The organism is Micromonospora sp. DT68 (assembly GCF_049847245.1).
Taxonomy (GTDB): Bacteria; Actinomycetota; Actinomycetes; order Mycobacteriales; family Micromonosporaceae; genus Micromonospora; species Micromonospora profundi.
The window spans coordinates 376,592-391,064 of the sequence record NZ_JBNCNZ010000005.1; the positions used below are offsets into that span (position 1 = coordinate 376,592).

Here is a 14,473-nt window from a genome sequence, read left to right on the forward strand (position 1 = left end):
GCGGCGTCACCGGCACGGCTGTCGACGGCGTCCGCGAGAAGGGTCCGGCGACAGCCATTACCTGTTCATGACATCTCGTGGATCATGCGCGGATATCCCGCTGGCAGCTTCTGACGGGTGACCCGAACGCTTGCCTCCACCGTCGCCCGGCCCGCCGGGCACCAGCCCGACACGCCGCGTGACCGATTCCGTCACCGGCGGCCCCGGGCTCTGGCCGCAGCCGCACCGGCGGCGTCGGGACGGGTGCAGTGGGCCGACGCCGCCAAGGGCGTCTGCATCATCCTCGTCGTCGCCTGGCACGTGATCGTCAAGGACTACCTGCAGATCGACTGGCACCTCGACGTACCCGTGCCGGGCCTGTGGGGCGCGCTCGGCGAACAGTTCCTGCCGCTGCGGATGCCCCTGTTCTTCACCATCTCCGGGGTCTTCGCGGCGCACGCCGTCACGCGGCCCTGGCGACGCGTCGTCCGCAGCCGCGTCGCCGGCCTCCTCTACCTGTACGCCCTCTGGCTGCTGATCCACACGGTGGTCCTCGCGGCGGCACCGGACTTCCCGACCGACCGTGCCACCTCCGCCCTCGGCCTGCTGGAACAGCTCACGATCACCCCGTCCAACCTGTGGTACCTGTACGCCCTGGCGCTCTACTTCACGCTCGCCAAGGTGACCAGGCGGGCGCCCCGGGCGCTGGTGCTCGTACCCGCCGCCGTGTTGTCGGCCGTCGCCGCGGCCGGCCTGCTGGACACTCCGGGCAACCGCGCCGGTCTCTACCAGAACCTGGTCTTCTTTCTCGCCGGCCTGCACCTGCGACCCCTGATCGAAGAGTGGGCGGCAACCGCCACCCGGCGCCGGCTGGTGCTGACCGCCGGGGCGTACGCCGTAGTGCTCGTCGCCATGGCGGCGGCCGGCGCCCAGCGATGGTTCGGCGTCTGGCCGGCGGTCTCCGTCGTGGCGGTGGCCTTCGGCGTCACCGCCGCCGCCCGGTTGTGCAGGTGGCGTGTCCTCGGCGACCGGCTGGCCACCCTGGGGCGCATCACCCTGCCCATCTACGTCATCCACATGCCCGTCCTGGCGCTGCTGCACCGGCTGCTGCACTCCCCCGTCTCCGGGTTGGGCCGAATCGGTCAGGTCCTGGCGGCGCTCGGCTATCCGATAGTGCTGACCGGGCTCGTCATCGGTCTGAGCCTGGCCATCCACAGCTGGCTGCTGGCGGTACGCGCCCGTTGGCTGTTCGCGCTCCCCGGACCCCGCCGGCCGGCGGCCCCGGTCGCCGCCCACCCGGAGGCAGCCGGATGAGCCCGCTGGCCGAGGCGGTGGTCGACCTCGGGGCGATCGCCGGCAACGTCCGGACGACGGCGGCGGTCACCGGCAACGACCTGATGGCCGTGGTGAAGGCGGACGCGTTCGGTCACGGCGCGGTGCCGGTCGCGCGGGCCGCGCTGGGCGCCGGCGCGGGATGGTTGGGCGTGACCTCGGCGGCCGAGGCGCTGGCCCTGCGCGACGCGGGCATCACCGCGCCCACGCTGAGCTGGCTGCACCGACCGGACGACGACTTCGCCGCGCTGATCAGAGCGGGCGTCGACGTCGGCGTGTCGACGACCACCCACCTGCACGCCATCGTCGACGCGGCCCACCAGGTCGGCGTGCCCGCGACGGTGCAGCTCAAGGCCGACACCGGCTTGTCCCGCAACGGGGCCAGCGGCGACGACTGGCCGGAACTGGTGGCGTGGGCCCGCAAGTACGAGGTGGAGGGCGGCGTCCAGGTTCGCGGCGTGTGGTCCCACCTGGCCGACGCGGACGTACCCGGCAGTCCCTGCGTGCCCCGGCAGGTCGCCACGTTCGAGGAGGCACTGCGGATCGCCCGGCACGCCGGCCTGCGCCCCGACCTCGTACACCTGGCCAACTCGGCGGCGGCCCTGTCAGCTGCGGAAACCCGCTTCGACCTCTGCCGGATCGGGCTCGCCCTGTACGGCGTGGACCCGTTCGGCGCGAGCGGGCCCGGCGCGTTCGGGCTGCGGCCCGCCCTGACGCTGCGGACGACAGTGGTGAACGTCAAGCGGGTGCCCGCCGGCACCGGCGTGTCCTACGGACCGGAGTACGTGACCGGACGGGCCACGACGTTGGCGTTGCTGCCGCTCGGTTACGCCGACGGCCTGCCCCGCGCCGCCGAGGGGCGCGCCCAGGTGTGGCTCGGCGACCGACGCCGCCCGGTCGTCGGGCGCATCGCCATGGACCAGTGCGTTGTCGACGTCGGCGACCTGCCCGTGGCCATCGGAGATCCGGTCGTGCTGTTCGGCCCCGCCGGCAACCCCGACGCGACGGCCGACGACGCCGCGCCGAGCGTCACCGACTGGGCGCGGTGGGCCGGTACCAACCCACACGAGATCTTGACCGGCATCGGGGTCCGGGTGGGCCGCCACCACATCCACGAGGGAGCACACATCTCATGACCACACGTCTGGCAGTGCTGTACGGCGGGCGCAGCGGCGAGCACGCGGTGTCGCGCCGGTCGGGCGAGAGCATCCTGGCCGCGCTGGACCGCGACAGGTACCAGGTCACCGAGGTGCTCATCGGCACCGACGGCGCGTGGCACGTCGACGGGCGTCCGACGCCGCTGCCCCAGGCCCTGCGGGTGGTACGCGCCCAGGACGTGGTCTTCCCGGCCCTGCACGGCCCGTACGGCGAGGACGGCACTGTCGCGTCGCTGCTGGAATGGCTCGGCGTGCCGTACGTGGGCAACGGTGTCTTCGCCAGCGCGGCGGGCATGGACAAGGGCGTCACGAAGCGGCTCCTCGCGGCGGAGGGCCTTCGGGTCAGTCCCGGGGTGACGCTGCGGCCCGGGGAGGACCTGTCGCCAGCCGACCAGCGGCGCCTCGGTCTGCCGGTCTTCGTCAAGCCGGCCCGGGCCGGGTCCAGCCTGGGCGTGGTCAAGGTGACGGACTGGGCGGACCTGCCGGCCGCGCTCGGGCGGGCGCGCGCGGCCGACCCGAAGGTGCTCGTCGAGCAGGGTGCGCGGGGCCGGGAGATCGACGTGGCAGTCCTTCAGCATCCTGACGGCCAGGTGCAGGCCGGACCGCCCCTGGAGATCCGGGTGGCCGGCGACGGCTTCTTCGACTACGACGCGAAGTACGACGGCGGGGCGGTCTTCGAGATCCCCGCCCCGCTCGACGCCGCCACCACCGAGGTTCTGCGGGACCGTGCGATCCGCGCCTTCCACGCCCTCGACTGCCGGGGGCTGCTGCGGGTCGACTTCTTCCTGTCCGGTGAGGGCGCGGAGCCGATCGTGAACGAGGTGAACACCTTCCCCGGGTTCACGGCCGCGTCGCAGTTTCCGCAGATCTGGCGGCGCGCCGGCATCGGGTTTCCCGCTCTGCTCGACATCCTTGTCGACGGGGCGCTGGCCGACGCGGGCCGACGCTCGTTCGGTGGACTGCCGCAGACGGTCGGTTCGGCGTAGACAGCGCGATCACATCAGGCGTAGCCAGCCACTGTCACCTCAGACGTAGCCAGCCACTGTCACGTCACGGGACAGGTCCTGGCCGGGCGGGTGCCGTCCGGCCCGGCCAGGGTGACCGGGGCGAAACTCCTGCCCTGGGCACTGCGCGCCAGGGCGTCGGCCACTGTGCAGGCGATCTGGTCGACGGCGAGGGGCGACAGCGGCTTCACGGCACTCGACACCGTCACAGTGACGCCGTTTCCGTCGGCTGTCGGGCCCACGTCGGCCGGCACGAGGTCGGCCGGCACCTCGCTGGTGATCCCCGCACTCCGTTCGGTATCGGTGGGGCCCTGTGCGAGCAGTGCGAGCGTCTCGGCCGGCGACAGCGACAGCGGCGGCGACGGCGTCTTCGTCGACCGGATCGCCAACACGACCTGTCCGTGCGACACCAGGTAGATCCCCGTGCCCTCGGCCGGGCCTCTCACCGCGGGGCGGCCGTTTATGACATCGGTGGGCCGGACCCCGCAACCCGTGGCGAGCAGCGCGAACAGGAGCCCTCCCGCGATCAGCGGCGCTCGGCGGCTCACCGTACGTCTCCGTCGGCTGCCGTCTCCGATGCCAGGCGCGGCAGGCGGAGCGTGAACACCGCGCCGCCGCTGGGCCCGTTACCGGCCACGAGGCTGCCCGTCTGGCCGTCGCGCCGGTGCAGGCGGGCGTTCTCCCACGCGATGGCGAGGCCGAGACCGCTGCCCTCGGAGCGGGTCCGGGCGGTGTCGGCCTTGTAGAAGCGGTCGAAGACGTGCGGCAGGACCTGCGGATCCAACCCCGGGCCGTGGTCACTGACCTCGATGGTGATCCAGTCCGCGTCGGCGCCCAGGCGTACGGACACCGGTTCGGCACCGTGCCGGAGGCCGTTGCCGACCAGATTGGCGACGATGACGTCGAGCCGGCGGGGGTCGAGCCGGGCGACCACTCCCGGTGCCAGCTCCGTGCGCACCCGCTCGGCCCAGCCCCGCACCCGCAGGGTCGCGGTGACAGCCGCGGCGACGTTGACGTCGTCGAGGGCGAGCCGCGCCGTACCCGAGTCGAACCTGCTCACCTCGATCAGGTCGTTTACCAGTTGGGTGAGGCTGTGCGTCTCCTGACTGACGAGCCGGGCGGCCCGGCCGGCATCCCCCGGCAGCCGGTCGGCCTCCTCGTCGAGCACGTCGGTGACCGCCGTCATCGCGGCCAGCGGTGTGCGCAGTTCGTGTGACACGTCGGCGACGAAACGCCGGGCGTCGGCTTCCATCCGCCGCAGCTCACCTACCTGCCGCTCCAGTCTCCCGGCGGTGTCGTTGAAGGTCCGCGCCACATCGGCCAACTCGTCGACGCCCCGGACGGTCAGCCGGGTGGACAGGTCGCCCTCGCCGAGCCGGCGGGCCGCCTGACCCAGCTCACGTACCGGCCGCAGCACGCCCCGCGCGGCCAGCAGCGCCAACAGGACCGCGAGGATCAGGGAGAGCCCGCCGGTCAGCCACGCGAAGGTGGCGAGCCGGTCGATGCTCTGCTGCTCGGACACGAGACTGCGCGTCGAGTAGACCTCCAGGCCGGACGGCACGGAGGACCCGTCGGCGCGCTCGATCCTCAACTGGGTGCCGATGAGCAGCACGGGCACCCCGTCACGGATGACACGTTGCCAGGCGATGCGGCCACCGGCGACCGCCTCACGCAGCTCCGGGGTGACGGGATCGGGCACCTGGATGCCCGACGACCACACGCCCCGGTAGTGGATGAGCGTTGTCTCGTTCCGATCGGAGAGGCGCTGCGCCAGCACGTCGAGCTCCTGCGGGTCGGACGGCAGGCTGGTGATCGGGTAGACCTTCGTGATCCGGTCGGTGAGCGACGCCACCGCCGCGTCCTGCGCCTGCTGGAGGATCACGGTACGTGCCTGGACGTAGCTTCCACTGGCCACCACAGCAGTGGTGGTGACACCCAGCAGGGCGAACGCCAGGACCAGCCGGAGCCGCAGGCCCGAGGCCCTGGCGCCGGCCCCACGCCACCGCGTCACAGGGGCCCGAACCGGTAGCCGAACCCACGGACCGTCTGGATGAAGACCGGGGCCGACGGCTCATCCTCGATCTTGGCGCGCAGCCGCTGCACGCAGGCGTCGACAAGGCGCGAGTCGCCCAGGTAGCCGTGCTCCCACACCGCCTCCAGCAACTGCTGACGGCTGAGCACCTGCCCCGGCGTGTGGGAGAGTTCGAGCAGCAGCCGCAGCTCCGTCGGGGCCAGGCTGACCGGTGTGCCGTCCTTGCTGACCACAAGTGCGGCCCGGTCGATGGTCAGGGCACCGTGCTGGCGCAGGCCGGGCCGTTCGGTGTCGGCGCGCCGCGACTCGACCGTCGTACGGCGCAGCACCGCGCGGATGCGTGCCTCCAACACCCGGGGCTGCACCGGCTTGACCACGTAGTCGTCGGCGCCGGCCTCCAGGCCCGCCACCACGTCCATGTCGTCGTTGCGGGCGGTGAGCATGATGATCGGCAGGTCGCCGAGTTGGCGGATCCGGCGACAGACCTCGAACCCGTCCATTCCGGGCAGCATGAGATCGAGGACCACGACGTCGGCAGCGGCCGCACGCAGTCGTTCCAGCCCCTGCTCACCGGTCGCCACGGCGTCGACAGTGTGGCCCTGCCGGGTGAGCGCCAACTGCAACCCGTCACGGACCGTCTGGTGATCTTCGATCAGCAGGACCTGGGACATGCCACCAAGTATCCCATCACGGAAATATCCTGCCTTTCGCCTCCGGACGGCTCGTTCGCGGGCGGGGTGCCGCGAAGTCGACCGACCGCACCAGGAACACCGCCGCGCCCACCGCAAGCATCGTCAGCCCGGCGGCCGCGGCGATGGCCAGCAACGGACCCCGCCGCACCGAGGCGGCCAGGCCGGGCGCCACCACCAGCGACGCCCCGGCGAGGACGACAAGCCCAACCGCGCCCTCGGCCAGCAGGCGCCCGGCGGCCGCCAGCCCACCAGGCGGGCGGGGCACGGCACCGCCCGACCTGCCGGCAAGGACTGCCGCCGCCAGGCAGAACAGCGTCACGCTCAGCAGGACGCCGCCGAGCACGTCGCTGAACCGATGCCAGCCCGCGATCATCGTGGCCGCGCCGATCACCGAGACGCCCGCCGCGCCGGGCAGCGCCAGCCACCGCCGGGCCGGTCCGGGCAGCACCAACAGGTACGCCAGCAGCAGGGCCGCCGCGACCGCGACGTGGCCGCTGGGGAAACTGTTGTGCGTCGTCGAACTCGCTATCGCCAGATCCGGGCGGGGCAACGCCGACTTCACCGCGCCGGCCACCACTACCGCGCCGAGCACCATGACGACACCGACGACGCCGGCCAGCAGCCGCCGGCCGAACAGGCCCACCAGCAGCACCCCGCCGAGCAGGGCGGCCAGCAGAAGCGGGTCGCCGAAGGTCGCCAGCACGGCCTTCGCGGGCCCCACCAGATCGGTCTGCTGCTCGTAACCCCCACCGGACTCGGCGCGCGGCAGGAGCAGCCCGTCCCACCACTGACCGGGGTACGTCCAGACGAACAGCGCGCCGGTGAGGGCCAGCGTGAGCAGGAAGCACACTGCCGCGCCGAGCAGCCGCAGGACCAGCGGCGTGGACACGCGCTCGGGCGACGCCGGTCGCGCGATGCCGACCGGCACGGTAGCGGCCGACGACCGGCCGACGGGGTACGACGATCCGATGGACATGCCGGTCATCGTCGGCCCGCCAGGTCCGGACGCCGTCCGCGCTGTGTCTTGGTTCTGTCACAACCGCCGGCGCTCGTCCCGGAACAAACCGGGCGATCCCACCGGGAGAGCCGCCCGGAGACTCGCCGCTGTCGTCCAACCGACCGACGAGGTACGACCCGAGCGGCATTCACATGCTTACATGCAACTATGTTTTACCCTGCCGAGACGCACCGCCACTAGGGTCAAGATGCTGATCGATGTGTCGGTCGGCGGCACGAAACCATCCGGAGTGAGTGTGGGGAACCGGAAGGGGTGGGGCAATGCATGGGATCCCAGTCGCCTCGCTTGTCATCGGCATCGCGTCGTCGGCAGCCGAGCGCCGGCAACTGGCTCGACTGCTCGGCGGGAGCGACGCCTTTCTCATCGTTTCGAACGTCGACCAGGCGCGGGAGTTTCTCGGGGTGGTCGAGATGCCACCGGTCGCCGCACTGCCGGCACAGATCGTCCGCGCCGAGGTGGTGCCTGCTCCGCAGCCGCCGCCACCCGACCTGTCCGTCGATTCCGACCGTCGGGTCCTGCGCTGGCGTGACCAGGAGATCGACCTGACCCGGCTGGAGCACGACGTGCTGCTCTGCCTTGTCGACGCCCCCGGGCAGGTCTGGACCTACGAGCGGCTGCACCTCGAGGTCTGGGGCAACCGCCACCTGGGGCGCGGGTCGGACATGCACTCGGTCGTCCGGCGGGTCCGTCGCAAGCTCGCCCGGCTCAACGCCGCAGCCACCATCCACTCGGTCCGCGGGGTCGGCTTTCGGCTCGTCCCAGTCTGAGCACCACCCCGACACGAACGTCGTCCTCTGAGGCAGTGCCGAACGGTGGCAGGGCCCGGCCCGTGCGGCAGGTCGGGCAGTGCGGCAGGGTCGGTCGGTGCGGCAGGGTCGGTCGGTGTGGCAGCGCCGTGCGGTGCAGCACCGGCCGCCGGAACGGGTCCGGCCCGCCTGGTCGGTGACCAGGCGGGCCGGATCTTGTGCACTACCGATCAGGCGTCAGCACCGGATGGGAGACAACCCGAAGTCCTCCACCGTCGGAGTGGTGGTGTCGATCCTCGCCTGTCGGGTCTGGGGCTTCCAGCCGTCCTTGGCGACGATCATCGTGAGCGGGTTGTTGCGACGGTCCATCCAGTAGGCGTACTTGCCGGCCGCGTCGGTCGCGAACGTGAACGACATCGCCCACGAGTCGACCTGGACCACCGCGCCGGAGATCGGCGAGGTCGCGCCCTGGCAGCTCGTGCCGGTCACCGTACCCATCAGCTTGCCCCAGGTCTTCGGGGGCGTCGCGGTCATCGTCACCTCGACGGGCGCCACCGAGTACGGCGTGTTCTCCTTGATCGCCACCGCGCCGGAGTAGGTGCCCGGCTGGTCCACGTTCGCCGTCATCCCGACGGTGACAGTGACCTTCGCACCCGGTGCGAGGGTGACCGACGACTTGTCGATAGTCATCCAGTTGACGTCGGCCGCCGCCTCGGCGCAGCCCTCGAAGCCCGGCAGCACCTCGCTGTCGGCAGCCGCGTTGAAGCTGCCCGACGAGCCGCCGACCTTGTAGAAGCCACACGCCGCGCCACCCCGGTACCGGGCGGTGTTGGCGTTCGGCAGGTTCGACCACGAGCTGGTGGCCGGGTCGAAGGCGAAGCCCGCGTTGGTGATGGCCCCACCCTGCGAGCCGCCGACCACGAGGAGCTTGCCGCTTGCCACCGCGTACGAGCTGGCCCAGTTGTCGGCCGGCGCGTCGGCGATGGCGGTCCAGGTGTTGGCACCCGGGTCGAAGGCGTAGCTGGCCTTCTGCGCCACCGAACCGTCGTTGCCGCCGGTGCAGTAGACGACACCGTCGATCCCGCCGCAGGAGGCGAACGCCACCGACTTCGGGTAGTTGGCGAGCGTCTCCCAGGCGTTGCTGGCCGGGTCGTACCGGACGACGGTGTTCGACATCGGCAGGCAGTTCGCTGTGGTGCAGCCACCGATGGCGTACAGCTTGCCGTCGACGACGGCCTGCCCTGCCGCGGCCCGCGGCGCCGGGTTGGCGGCCCGTGCCGTCCAGGTGTTGGCCGCCGGGTCGTAGGACCAGGTGGCCGCGTCCGGGCCGTTGTCACCCCAACCACCCGAGGCGATGATCTTCCCGTCCACGACGCCCACCGTCAGGGCGTTGCGCGCGCCGGGGAGGTCGGCGATCGCCGTCCAGGTCTGCGCTGTCGGGTCGTAGGCGTAGTTCTTCGTGGTGGAGGCGCTGCCGTCGCCACCGCCGATCGAGTACACCTTGCCGTCGAGGGTCACCACCCGGTTGTCCATGATGTTGGCCGGGTAGTCGGCGATGTCGGTCCACGGCGCCGCCTGCGGGCCGACCGCGGCGGGCACCGCCGTCGACGCCTTGCCGGACGCCTTCGCGGCGAACGACGTCGCAACGGAGAGCCGCTGCTCCGGCGCGCCGGGAGCACCGAGCACCTGCTGCCGGGTCACCCGGGAGCCGTCCGCCCGCAGGAGCTCGAAGCCGTTGTCCCGCTCACTGAAGCCGACCTCGACGGGCGCGCCGCCGGTGTTCGTCACAGTGAACTTCTTGCTGGTCTTGCCCCCGGGCATCTGGAGCGTCGCGCTCAACTCGGTGGGCGTCACCGACAGTTGACCCGCCGCGAGGACGAAGTTCGCTGTCGTCGCCCAGTCCGGCTCCACGTCGACCTGCTTGCTCTGGCTGACGTAGTTACCGGCCGTCGCGGTGAACTTGTGCGTGCCGGTAAGCGACGAGTAGAGCCAGTAGAAGCCGTCGGCCAGCCCCGGGTCGTCCGGCGTCGCCACTGTGACGGCCTTCTCGCTGGGCCGGTCGCTGCTCGTGACGGTGGCACCGTTGAGATAGCTGTTGTCGTTCTTGTCGCGGACGTTGCCCACGACCAGGCCACCGTCGACAGGCACGCAGGTGACCTGGCTGCCGATCAGGACGTTGTCGACCTCCCACCACCACTCGTACGTGGCGTCGTAGTAGCGGAACCGCACCTGGACCTGCGCCTGGCCGGCGGCCTGCGGGATCGGGACCTCGGTGACCCGTGGCCCTCGTACGTCGGTCTCCTGCCGCAGCACGTTCGTCCAGGTGGTGCCGCCGTCGATGCTGAGGTCGACGTCGGCGGTGTCCTCGTCCAGCTGGTTGAAGTCCTGGTTGAACCGGATGACCGGGGCGGTGACGCCGGTCAGGTCGACCACCGGGCTGACCAGCGACGTGTCCTGGCGGTTGCCGGCGCCGTAGTCGTCACTGTCGATCATCGCGAAGTTGCCGGTGCCTCCGGTCAGGTTGCCCCGGCCGCCGTCGTCGGTGAACTTCCACACCTGGCCGGTGCCCGCGTTGTCCACAACGGTCCAGCCGGCCGGCGTGGTCGTGCCGTCGAAGGTCTCGTACTCGCCGTCCGCGCCGAACGCGTAGCCGGGTGCCGTCGTGCACCTTGTGGTGTCCACCGGCATCGCGACGTTGGCTGTCACGTTCCGGGTGCCGACCACTACCTCCTTGGTCACTGCCGGGTAGCCGGGGTACTGCGACTCGTACCTCAGGGTGTACGTCTGCCCGGCCGGCAGCTTGATGGTGTAGCGACCGGTGGACGGCGCGGTGTAGTCGTAGACACCCGACACACCGGTCACCGTCACCTTGGCGTAGAGCGGCCAGCCGTGGCCGGAGCCGTCGGTGACCGCGCCGGTGATGTTGACGCTCGCCACCGCCGTCAGCGCGACGTCGAGAGTCGTGGTGGCGCGGTTGGTGACAGTCGCCGACTTCGTGGTGGTGCCGTAACCGAAGGCGGAAACGGCGACCTGGTAGTCACCGGTCGGCAGCTGAGTCGAGTAGGTTCCGTCCGCCCCGGTGGTCACCTCGCGTGCGGCCGGGCCGGTGAGCGTGAGGGTCGCGCCGGCGATCGGGGCGCCGGTGGCCGCGTCGGTGACAGTGCCGGCGAGGGTGCCGACGTCGCCGGTCGGTGCGGCGTCGAGCAGTGCGAGGGCGTCCAGCCGGCCTTCGCCGTAGACGTTGTTGTCCGCCGCGGTGCCACCGCACTGGCTGTCGGCCTTGTCGATGGCCGCGCCGTTGAGCAGGGTACGGGTCGCGTTGACGTCACCGACGAGCGATGGCGCGGCCGAGTAGAGCAATGCGATGGCGCCCGCGAGGTGCGGGGCTGCCATCGAGGTGCCGCTGATGCTGCCATACGTGCTGCCCGGGATGCTCGACCGGATGTTCACGCCCGGCGCGGAGATGTTGGGCTTGATCTCACCGTTCTGCCCGGCGCCACGGGCCGAGAAGCCCGCGACGTTGTTGTTGACGTCGTACGCGCCTGTGGAGTAGTTGCTGGCGAGGCTGCCCGGCGAGCCGCTGGTCTGGCAGGCCGGCCCGCTGTTGCCGTTGGACCAGACACCGAAGATGCCCGACGCGGTCCAGGCCAGCGTCACGTCCTCCATGAAGGGCTCGTTCGACGGCAGCCGGGTGCCCCAGGAGTTGTTGATGATGTTCGGCCGCTTGCTGGCGTCCGGGTTCTGGCCGCCGAGGTCAGTCGGTTCGAGCATCCACTGACCGGATTCGATCAGGGCAGCATCGCTGGGGCAGCAGCCGTTCGCGGCGATCCACTTGACCCCGGGTGCGACACCGATCTGGTTCGCGCCGGCGGAACCGGCCATGGTGCCCATGGTGTGCGTGCCGTGTCCATCGTTGTCACAGGGGGCGGTCGAACATTCCCCGGCAGCGTCGAACCAGTTGTAGTTGTGGTCGAACGTGCCGTCGCCGTTGTTGCCGCGGTAGGAGTTCACAAGCGCGGGGTGGTCGAACTGCACGCCGGTGTCGATGTTGGCGATGGTGATGCCCTCGCCGGTGACGCCGTACTGGGACCAGACGTCGTCGGCGTTGATGTTGGCGATGCCCCACTCGAGCGCGTTGACGGTCTTCTCGTCGGCGCCCTTGACGGTCTCCGGGACCTTGTACTCGACCGGGGCGTAGAGCCCCTCGACCTCCGTGTGGGCGGCGAACTTCTGCGCCATGTCGAGCGAACCGCTGTTCACCTTGATGGCGTTTGTGGCCCAGAAGGTCTGGTACTTCGTGCCCGAGCTGTCGAGTTCGGCACGGATCTTGCCCTGGCTCGCTGCGGCGGTGGTACGCAGCGCCTCGGCGACGGCCGCGCCGCGCTTCGTCCAGTCCTTGATGGAGCTGGCCTTGCTGAGGTCCGCCCGGTCCTTGAACCGGATCCAGAAGTCCCCACCGCTCTTGGCCTGGAGTTGCTTGGCGAGGTCCGGCCGGATCTTGTCTCCCGGAGCGGTGCCCACTCCCATCCCGGGCGCGGCCTGCGCGCCCGTGCCGATACTGACCAGACCCGTCGCGGCGAGGATCATCGCCGCGCCGGCGCTCACCAGTGATCTGGCGGTGCGCCTCCATCGTGGACGTCTGAACATCGGTGCTGCCTCCCTCAGAACGACCCAGGGGTGTGATGGGCCATGGTGAGGGTGCGGAAGGCCCGCCTCGACGGAGTCGAGCAGACCAACCCTTCATGCCCCTCCATGCACCGCGCGGGTCACGCCGGTTGCCCGAGTGGACACTATGATCGAGAGGAAAGGACGATCAAGAACTTGCCGTGAGCAACTTGTCGCTAACGGTTGCCCTGCTGGCGGCGCGCTTGCCAATCACTGTCAGGGCCATGACCAAAGCTGGGCAGAGATGCCCATCGATCCCGGGCGGGTGTGGTGGCCGAGGACGACGAAGCTGCGACGGGCGGGGCCGAGCCGGCCGACGAACCCTTTCCACTGCTGATCGCGGTGACCCCGTCGCCGACCGAGCGCATCCGCCTCGCGGAACGCCTCGACGGCATCGCCCCACTGCTGCTCGTGGCCGACCTGGACGAGTTGCGCCGGCTGATCGCGCCGCCACCGGCGACCGCGCCGCCCGGCGGGCCGCCGACCGCGCCGTCACAGCCCGCGCCGTCACCGCCCGCGCCGCCGCACGGCACGGCGGCCGACGCCGCCCTGGTCATCGACTCGACCAGGTCCACCGCCCGGTACGGCGACCGCGAGGTCGACCTGACCCGCCTTGAGCACGACCTGCTGACCTGCCTGACCACCGAGCCGGTACGGGTGTGGAGCTACGCCGAACTGCACCGGACGGTCTGGCACGACGAGGGACGCGAGCGCAGGGCCGACGTGCAGTCGCTTGTGAAACGCCTGCGGCGCAAGCTGCTCGACCTCGGCACGGCTGCCACCATCGAGGCGGTACGCGGCGTCGGCCTGCTGCTCAGCGACCGGCAGGAGCCCCGGATCGGGCGCGCCTGACGTCTGCCTGATGTGGGCAGTTCGTCAGCGCGGCACCACGACCGACGTCAGCGTCAGGACGACAGGGCCGCGACGGCGGGCGTCGGAGCCGTCAGATCAGTCCGGCGCGTACCCACAGCAGCCGCCCCGGCCCGGCCACCAGGCCGGCGTCAGCGAGGTGGGCGTGCACCCGGGCTGCCGACCAGCGCAGGGTGGCCTGCCAGTGCGGATTGGCACGGGCCGCTGCCCGGCCCACCTGCGGCGCGATGCCCACCGCCGCGTAGGCGCTCGGGTGGACCAGGCGGTTGGCGATCGTGTAGGCGGCGCGACCGATCAGCAGCCGGGCGTACGCCATGCCGACCGGACCGGCGGCGGCGACCTGGCGGGCCAACTCGTCGCGGGCGAACCGGACGTGTCGCGCCTCCTCCACGACGTGGATGCGCGAGACCATCCGGATCAGTGGTTGGAGTGACTCGTCAGCCATGATCTCGCGCTGGAACGCGTCGAGGATCTCCTCGGCGATGAGGATCGCGGCGTACATCCGGGGGCCGCTGGCGGTGGTCTTGAGGAACCGGCCGAGCCAGTGGTCGACGGCGCTGGCCCGGTAGACGGGGCAGCCCATCGCCTCGATCAGCCGACCGAACATGATTGAGTGCCGGCACTCGTCGGCGACCTCGGTCAGCGCGTACTGGGCGTGTCGGCTGGTCGGGTCGTCGTCGTAGTACTGCCGGATCAGCATCTGCATGAGGATCGTCTCGAACCACAGCCCGGCGCTGGCGGCGCTTGCCACCTCGTGTTTGGTGAGCTCGACGCGCTGCTCCTCGGTCAGTCCCGACCAGAGTGGAGTGCCGTAGAGGCTGCTGCGATGCGGCGGGAGCCAGTAGGCGCCCGGAGTGTGCGGTGCGTCCCAGTCGATCTCGACGACGGGGTCGTAGCTGGTCCGCAGCGACGACGTGAGCAGTCGATCGGCGACCGCCGTGCTCTCGGGTTCCGTCGTCTCCATGGCGCCTCCATATT

Annotated in this window: 11 protein-coding genes; 5 read left to right on the forward strand and 6 right to left on the reverse strand. The window is 71.1% G+C overall.

Annotated features, from left to right (window positions below; genetic code table 11):
- Nucleotides 1–117 precede the first annotated feature (117 nt).
- From ACPXB1_RS12420 to ACPXB1_RS12430, 3 genes are read left to right on the forward strand one after another with little or no spacing between them, the layout of a single operon-like run.
- A complete protein-coding gene (locus tag ACPXB1_RS12420; RefSeq protein ID WP_425735256.1) occupies nucleotides 118–1,293 on the forward strand; it encodes an acyltransferase family protein in 1,176 nt (391 codons plus the stop codon).
- On the forward strand, nucleotides 1,290–2,447 hold the full coding sequence (alr, locus tag ACPXB1_RS12425) for an alanine racemase (RefSeq protein ID WP_425735257.1): 1,158 nt from the start codon (nucleotides 1,290–1,292) through the stop codon (nucleotides 2,445–2,447). The genes ACPXB1_RS12420 and alr overlap by 4 nt, the downstream gene beginning before the upstream one ends.
- Complete coding sequence (locus ACPXB1_RS12430) at nucleotides 2,444–3,454, forward strand: D-alanine--D-alanine ligase family protein (RefSeq protein WP_425735258.1); 1,011 nt, start codon at nucleotides 2,444–2,446, stop codon at nucleotides 3,452–3,454. Before alr ends, ACPXB1_RS12430 begins: the two co-directional genes overlap by 4 nt.
- Before the next feature lie 59 nt (nucleotides 3,455–3,513).
- On the opposite strand, the gene ACPXB1_RS12435 is transcribed toward ACPXB1_RS12430, so the two are convergent.
- Genes ACPXB1_RS12435 through ACPXB1_RS12450 form a run of 4 tightly spaced genes read right to left on the reverse strand, consistent with a single transcriptional unit; the run spans nucleotide 3,514 to nucleotide 7,172 of the window.
- The gene (locus tag ACPXB1_RS12435; RefSeq protein ID WP_425735259.1) at nucleotides 3,514–4,020 is read right to left on the reverse strand and encodes a hypothetical protein; all 507 of its coding nucleotides are present in this window, start codon (nucleotides 4,018–4,020) and stop codon (nucleotides 3,514–3,516) included.
- Nucleotides 4,017–5,483: an ATP-binding protein gene (locus tag ACPXB1_RS12440; RefSeq protein ID WP_425735260.1), complete on the reverse strand. Its 1,467-nt coding sequence runs from the start codon at nucleotides 5,481–5,483 to the stop codon at nucleotides 4,017–4,019. Before ACPXB1_RS12440 ends, ACPXB1_RS12435 begins: the two co-directional genes overlap by 4 nt.
- Nucleotides 5,480–6,175, reverse strand: a complete 696-nt coding sequence (locus tag ACPXB1_RS12445; RefSeq protein WP_355588816.1) for a response regulator transcription factor — start codon at nucleotides 6,173–6,175, stop codon at nucleotides 5,480–5,482. Before ACPXB1_RS12445 ends, ACPXB1_RS12440 begins: the two co-directional genes overlap by 4 nt.
- 16 nt (nucleotides 6,176–6,191) lie before the next feature.
- Entirely contained in the window at nucleotides 6,192–7,172 is a 981-nt protein-coding gene (locus ACPXB1_RS12450) for a phosphatase PAP2 family protein (RefSeq protein WP_425735261.1), read from the reverse strand.
- 302 nt (nucleotides 7,173–7,474) lie between these two features.
- Here ACPXB1_RS12450 and ACPXB1_RS12455 point away from each other — a divergent pair, with 302 nt between their 5' ends.
- On the forward strand, nucleotides 7,475–7,981 hold the full coding sequence (locus ACPXB1_RS12455; RefSeq protein ID WP_425735262.1) for a winged helix-turn-helix domain-containing protein: 507 nt from the start codon (nucleotides 7,475–7,477) through the stop codon (nucleotides 7,979–7,981).
- Between the two features lie 216 nt (nucleotides 7,982–8,197).
- Here ACPXB1_RS12455 and ACPXB1_RS12460 read toward each other — a convergent pair whose 3' ends face one another.
- A complete protein-coding gene (locus tag ACPXB1_RS12460; RefSeq protein WP_425735263.1) occupies nucleotides 8,198–12,607 on the reverse strand; it encodes a S8 family serine peptidase in 4,410 nt (1,469 codons plus the stop codon).
- Nucleotides 12,608–12,895: 288 nt separating this feature from the next.
- On the opposite strand from ACPXB1_RS12460, the gene ACPXB1_RS12465 reads away from it, so the two are divergent.
- Nucleotides 12,896–13,477, forward strand: coding sequence for a winged helix-turn-helix domain-containing protein (locus ACPXB1_RS12465; RefSeq protein ID WP_425735264.1), 582 nt, complete (start codon nucleotides 12,896–12,898; stop codon nucleotides 13,475–13,477).
- A gap of 91 nt (nucleotides 13,478–13,568) precedes the next feature.
- Here ACPXB1_RS12465 and ACPXB1_RS12470 read toward each other — a convergent pair whose 3' ends face one another.
- Entirely contained in the window at nucleotides 13,569–14,459 is an 891-nt protein-coding gene (locus tag ACPXB1_RS12470) for an AurF N-oxygenase family protein (protein ID WP_425735265.1), read from the reverse strand.
- Nucleotides 14,460–14,473: the final 14 nt, after the last annotated feature.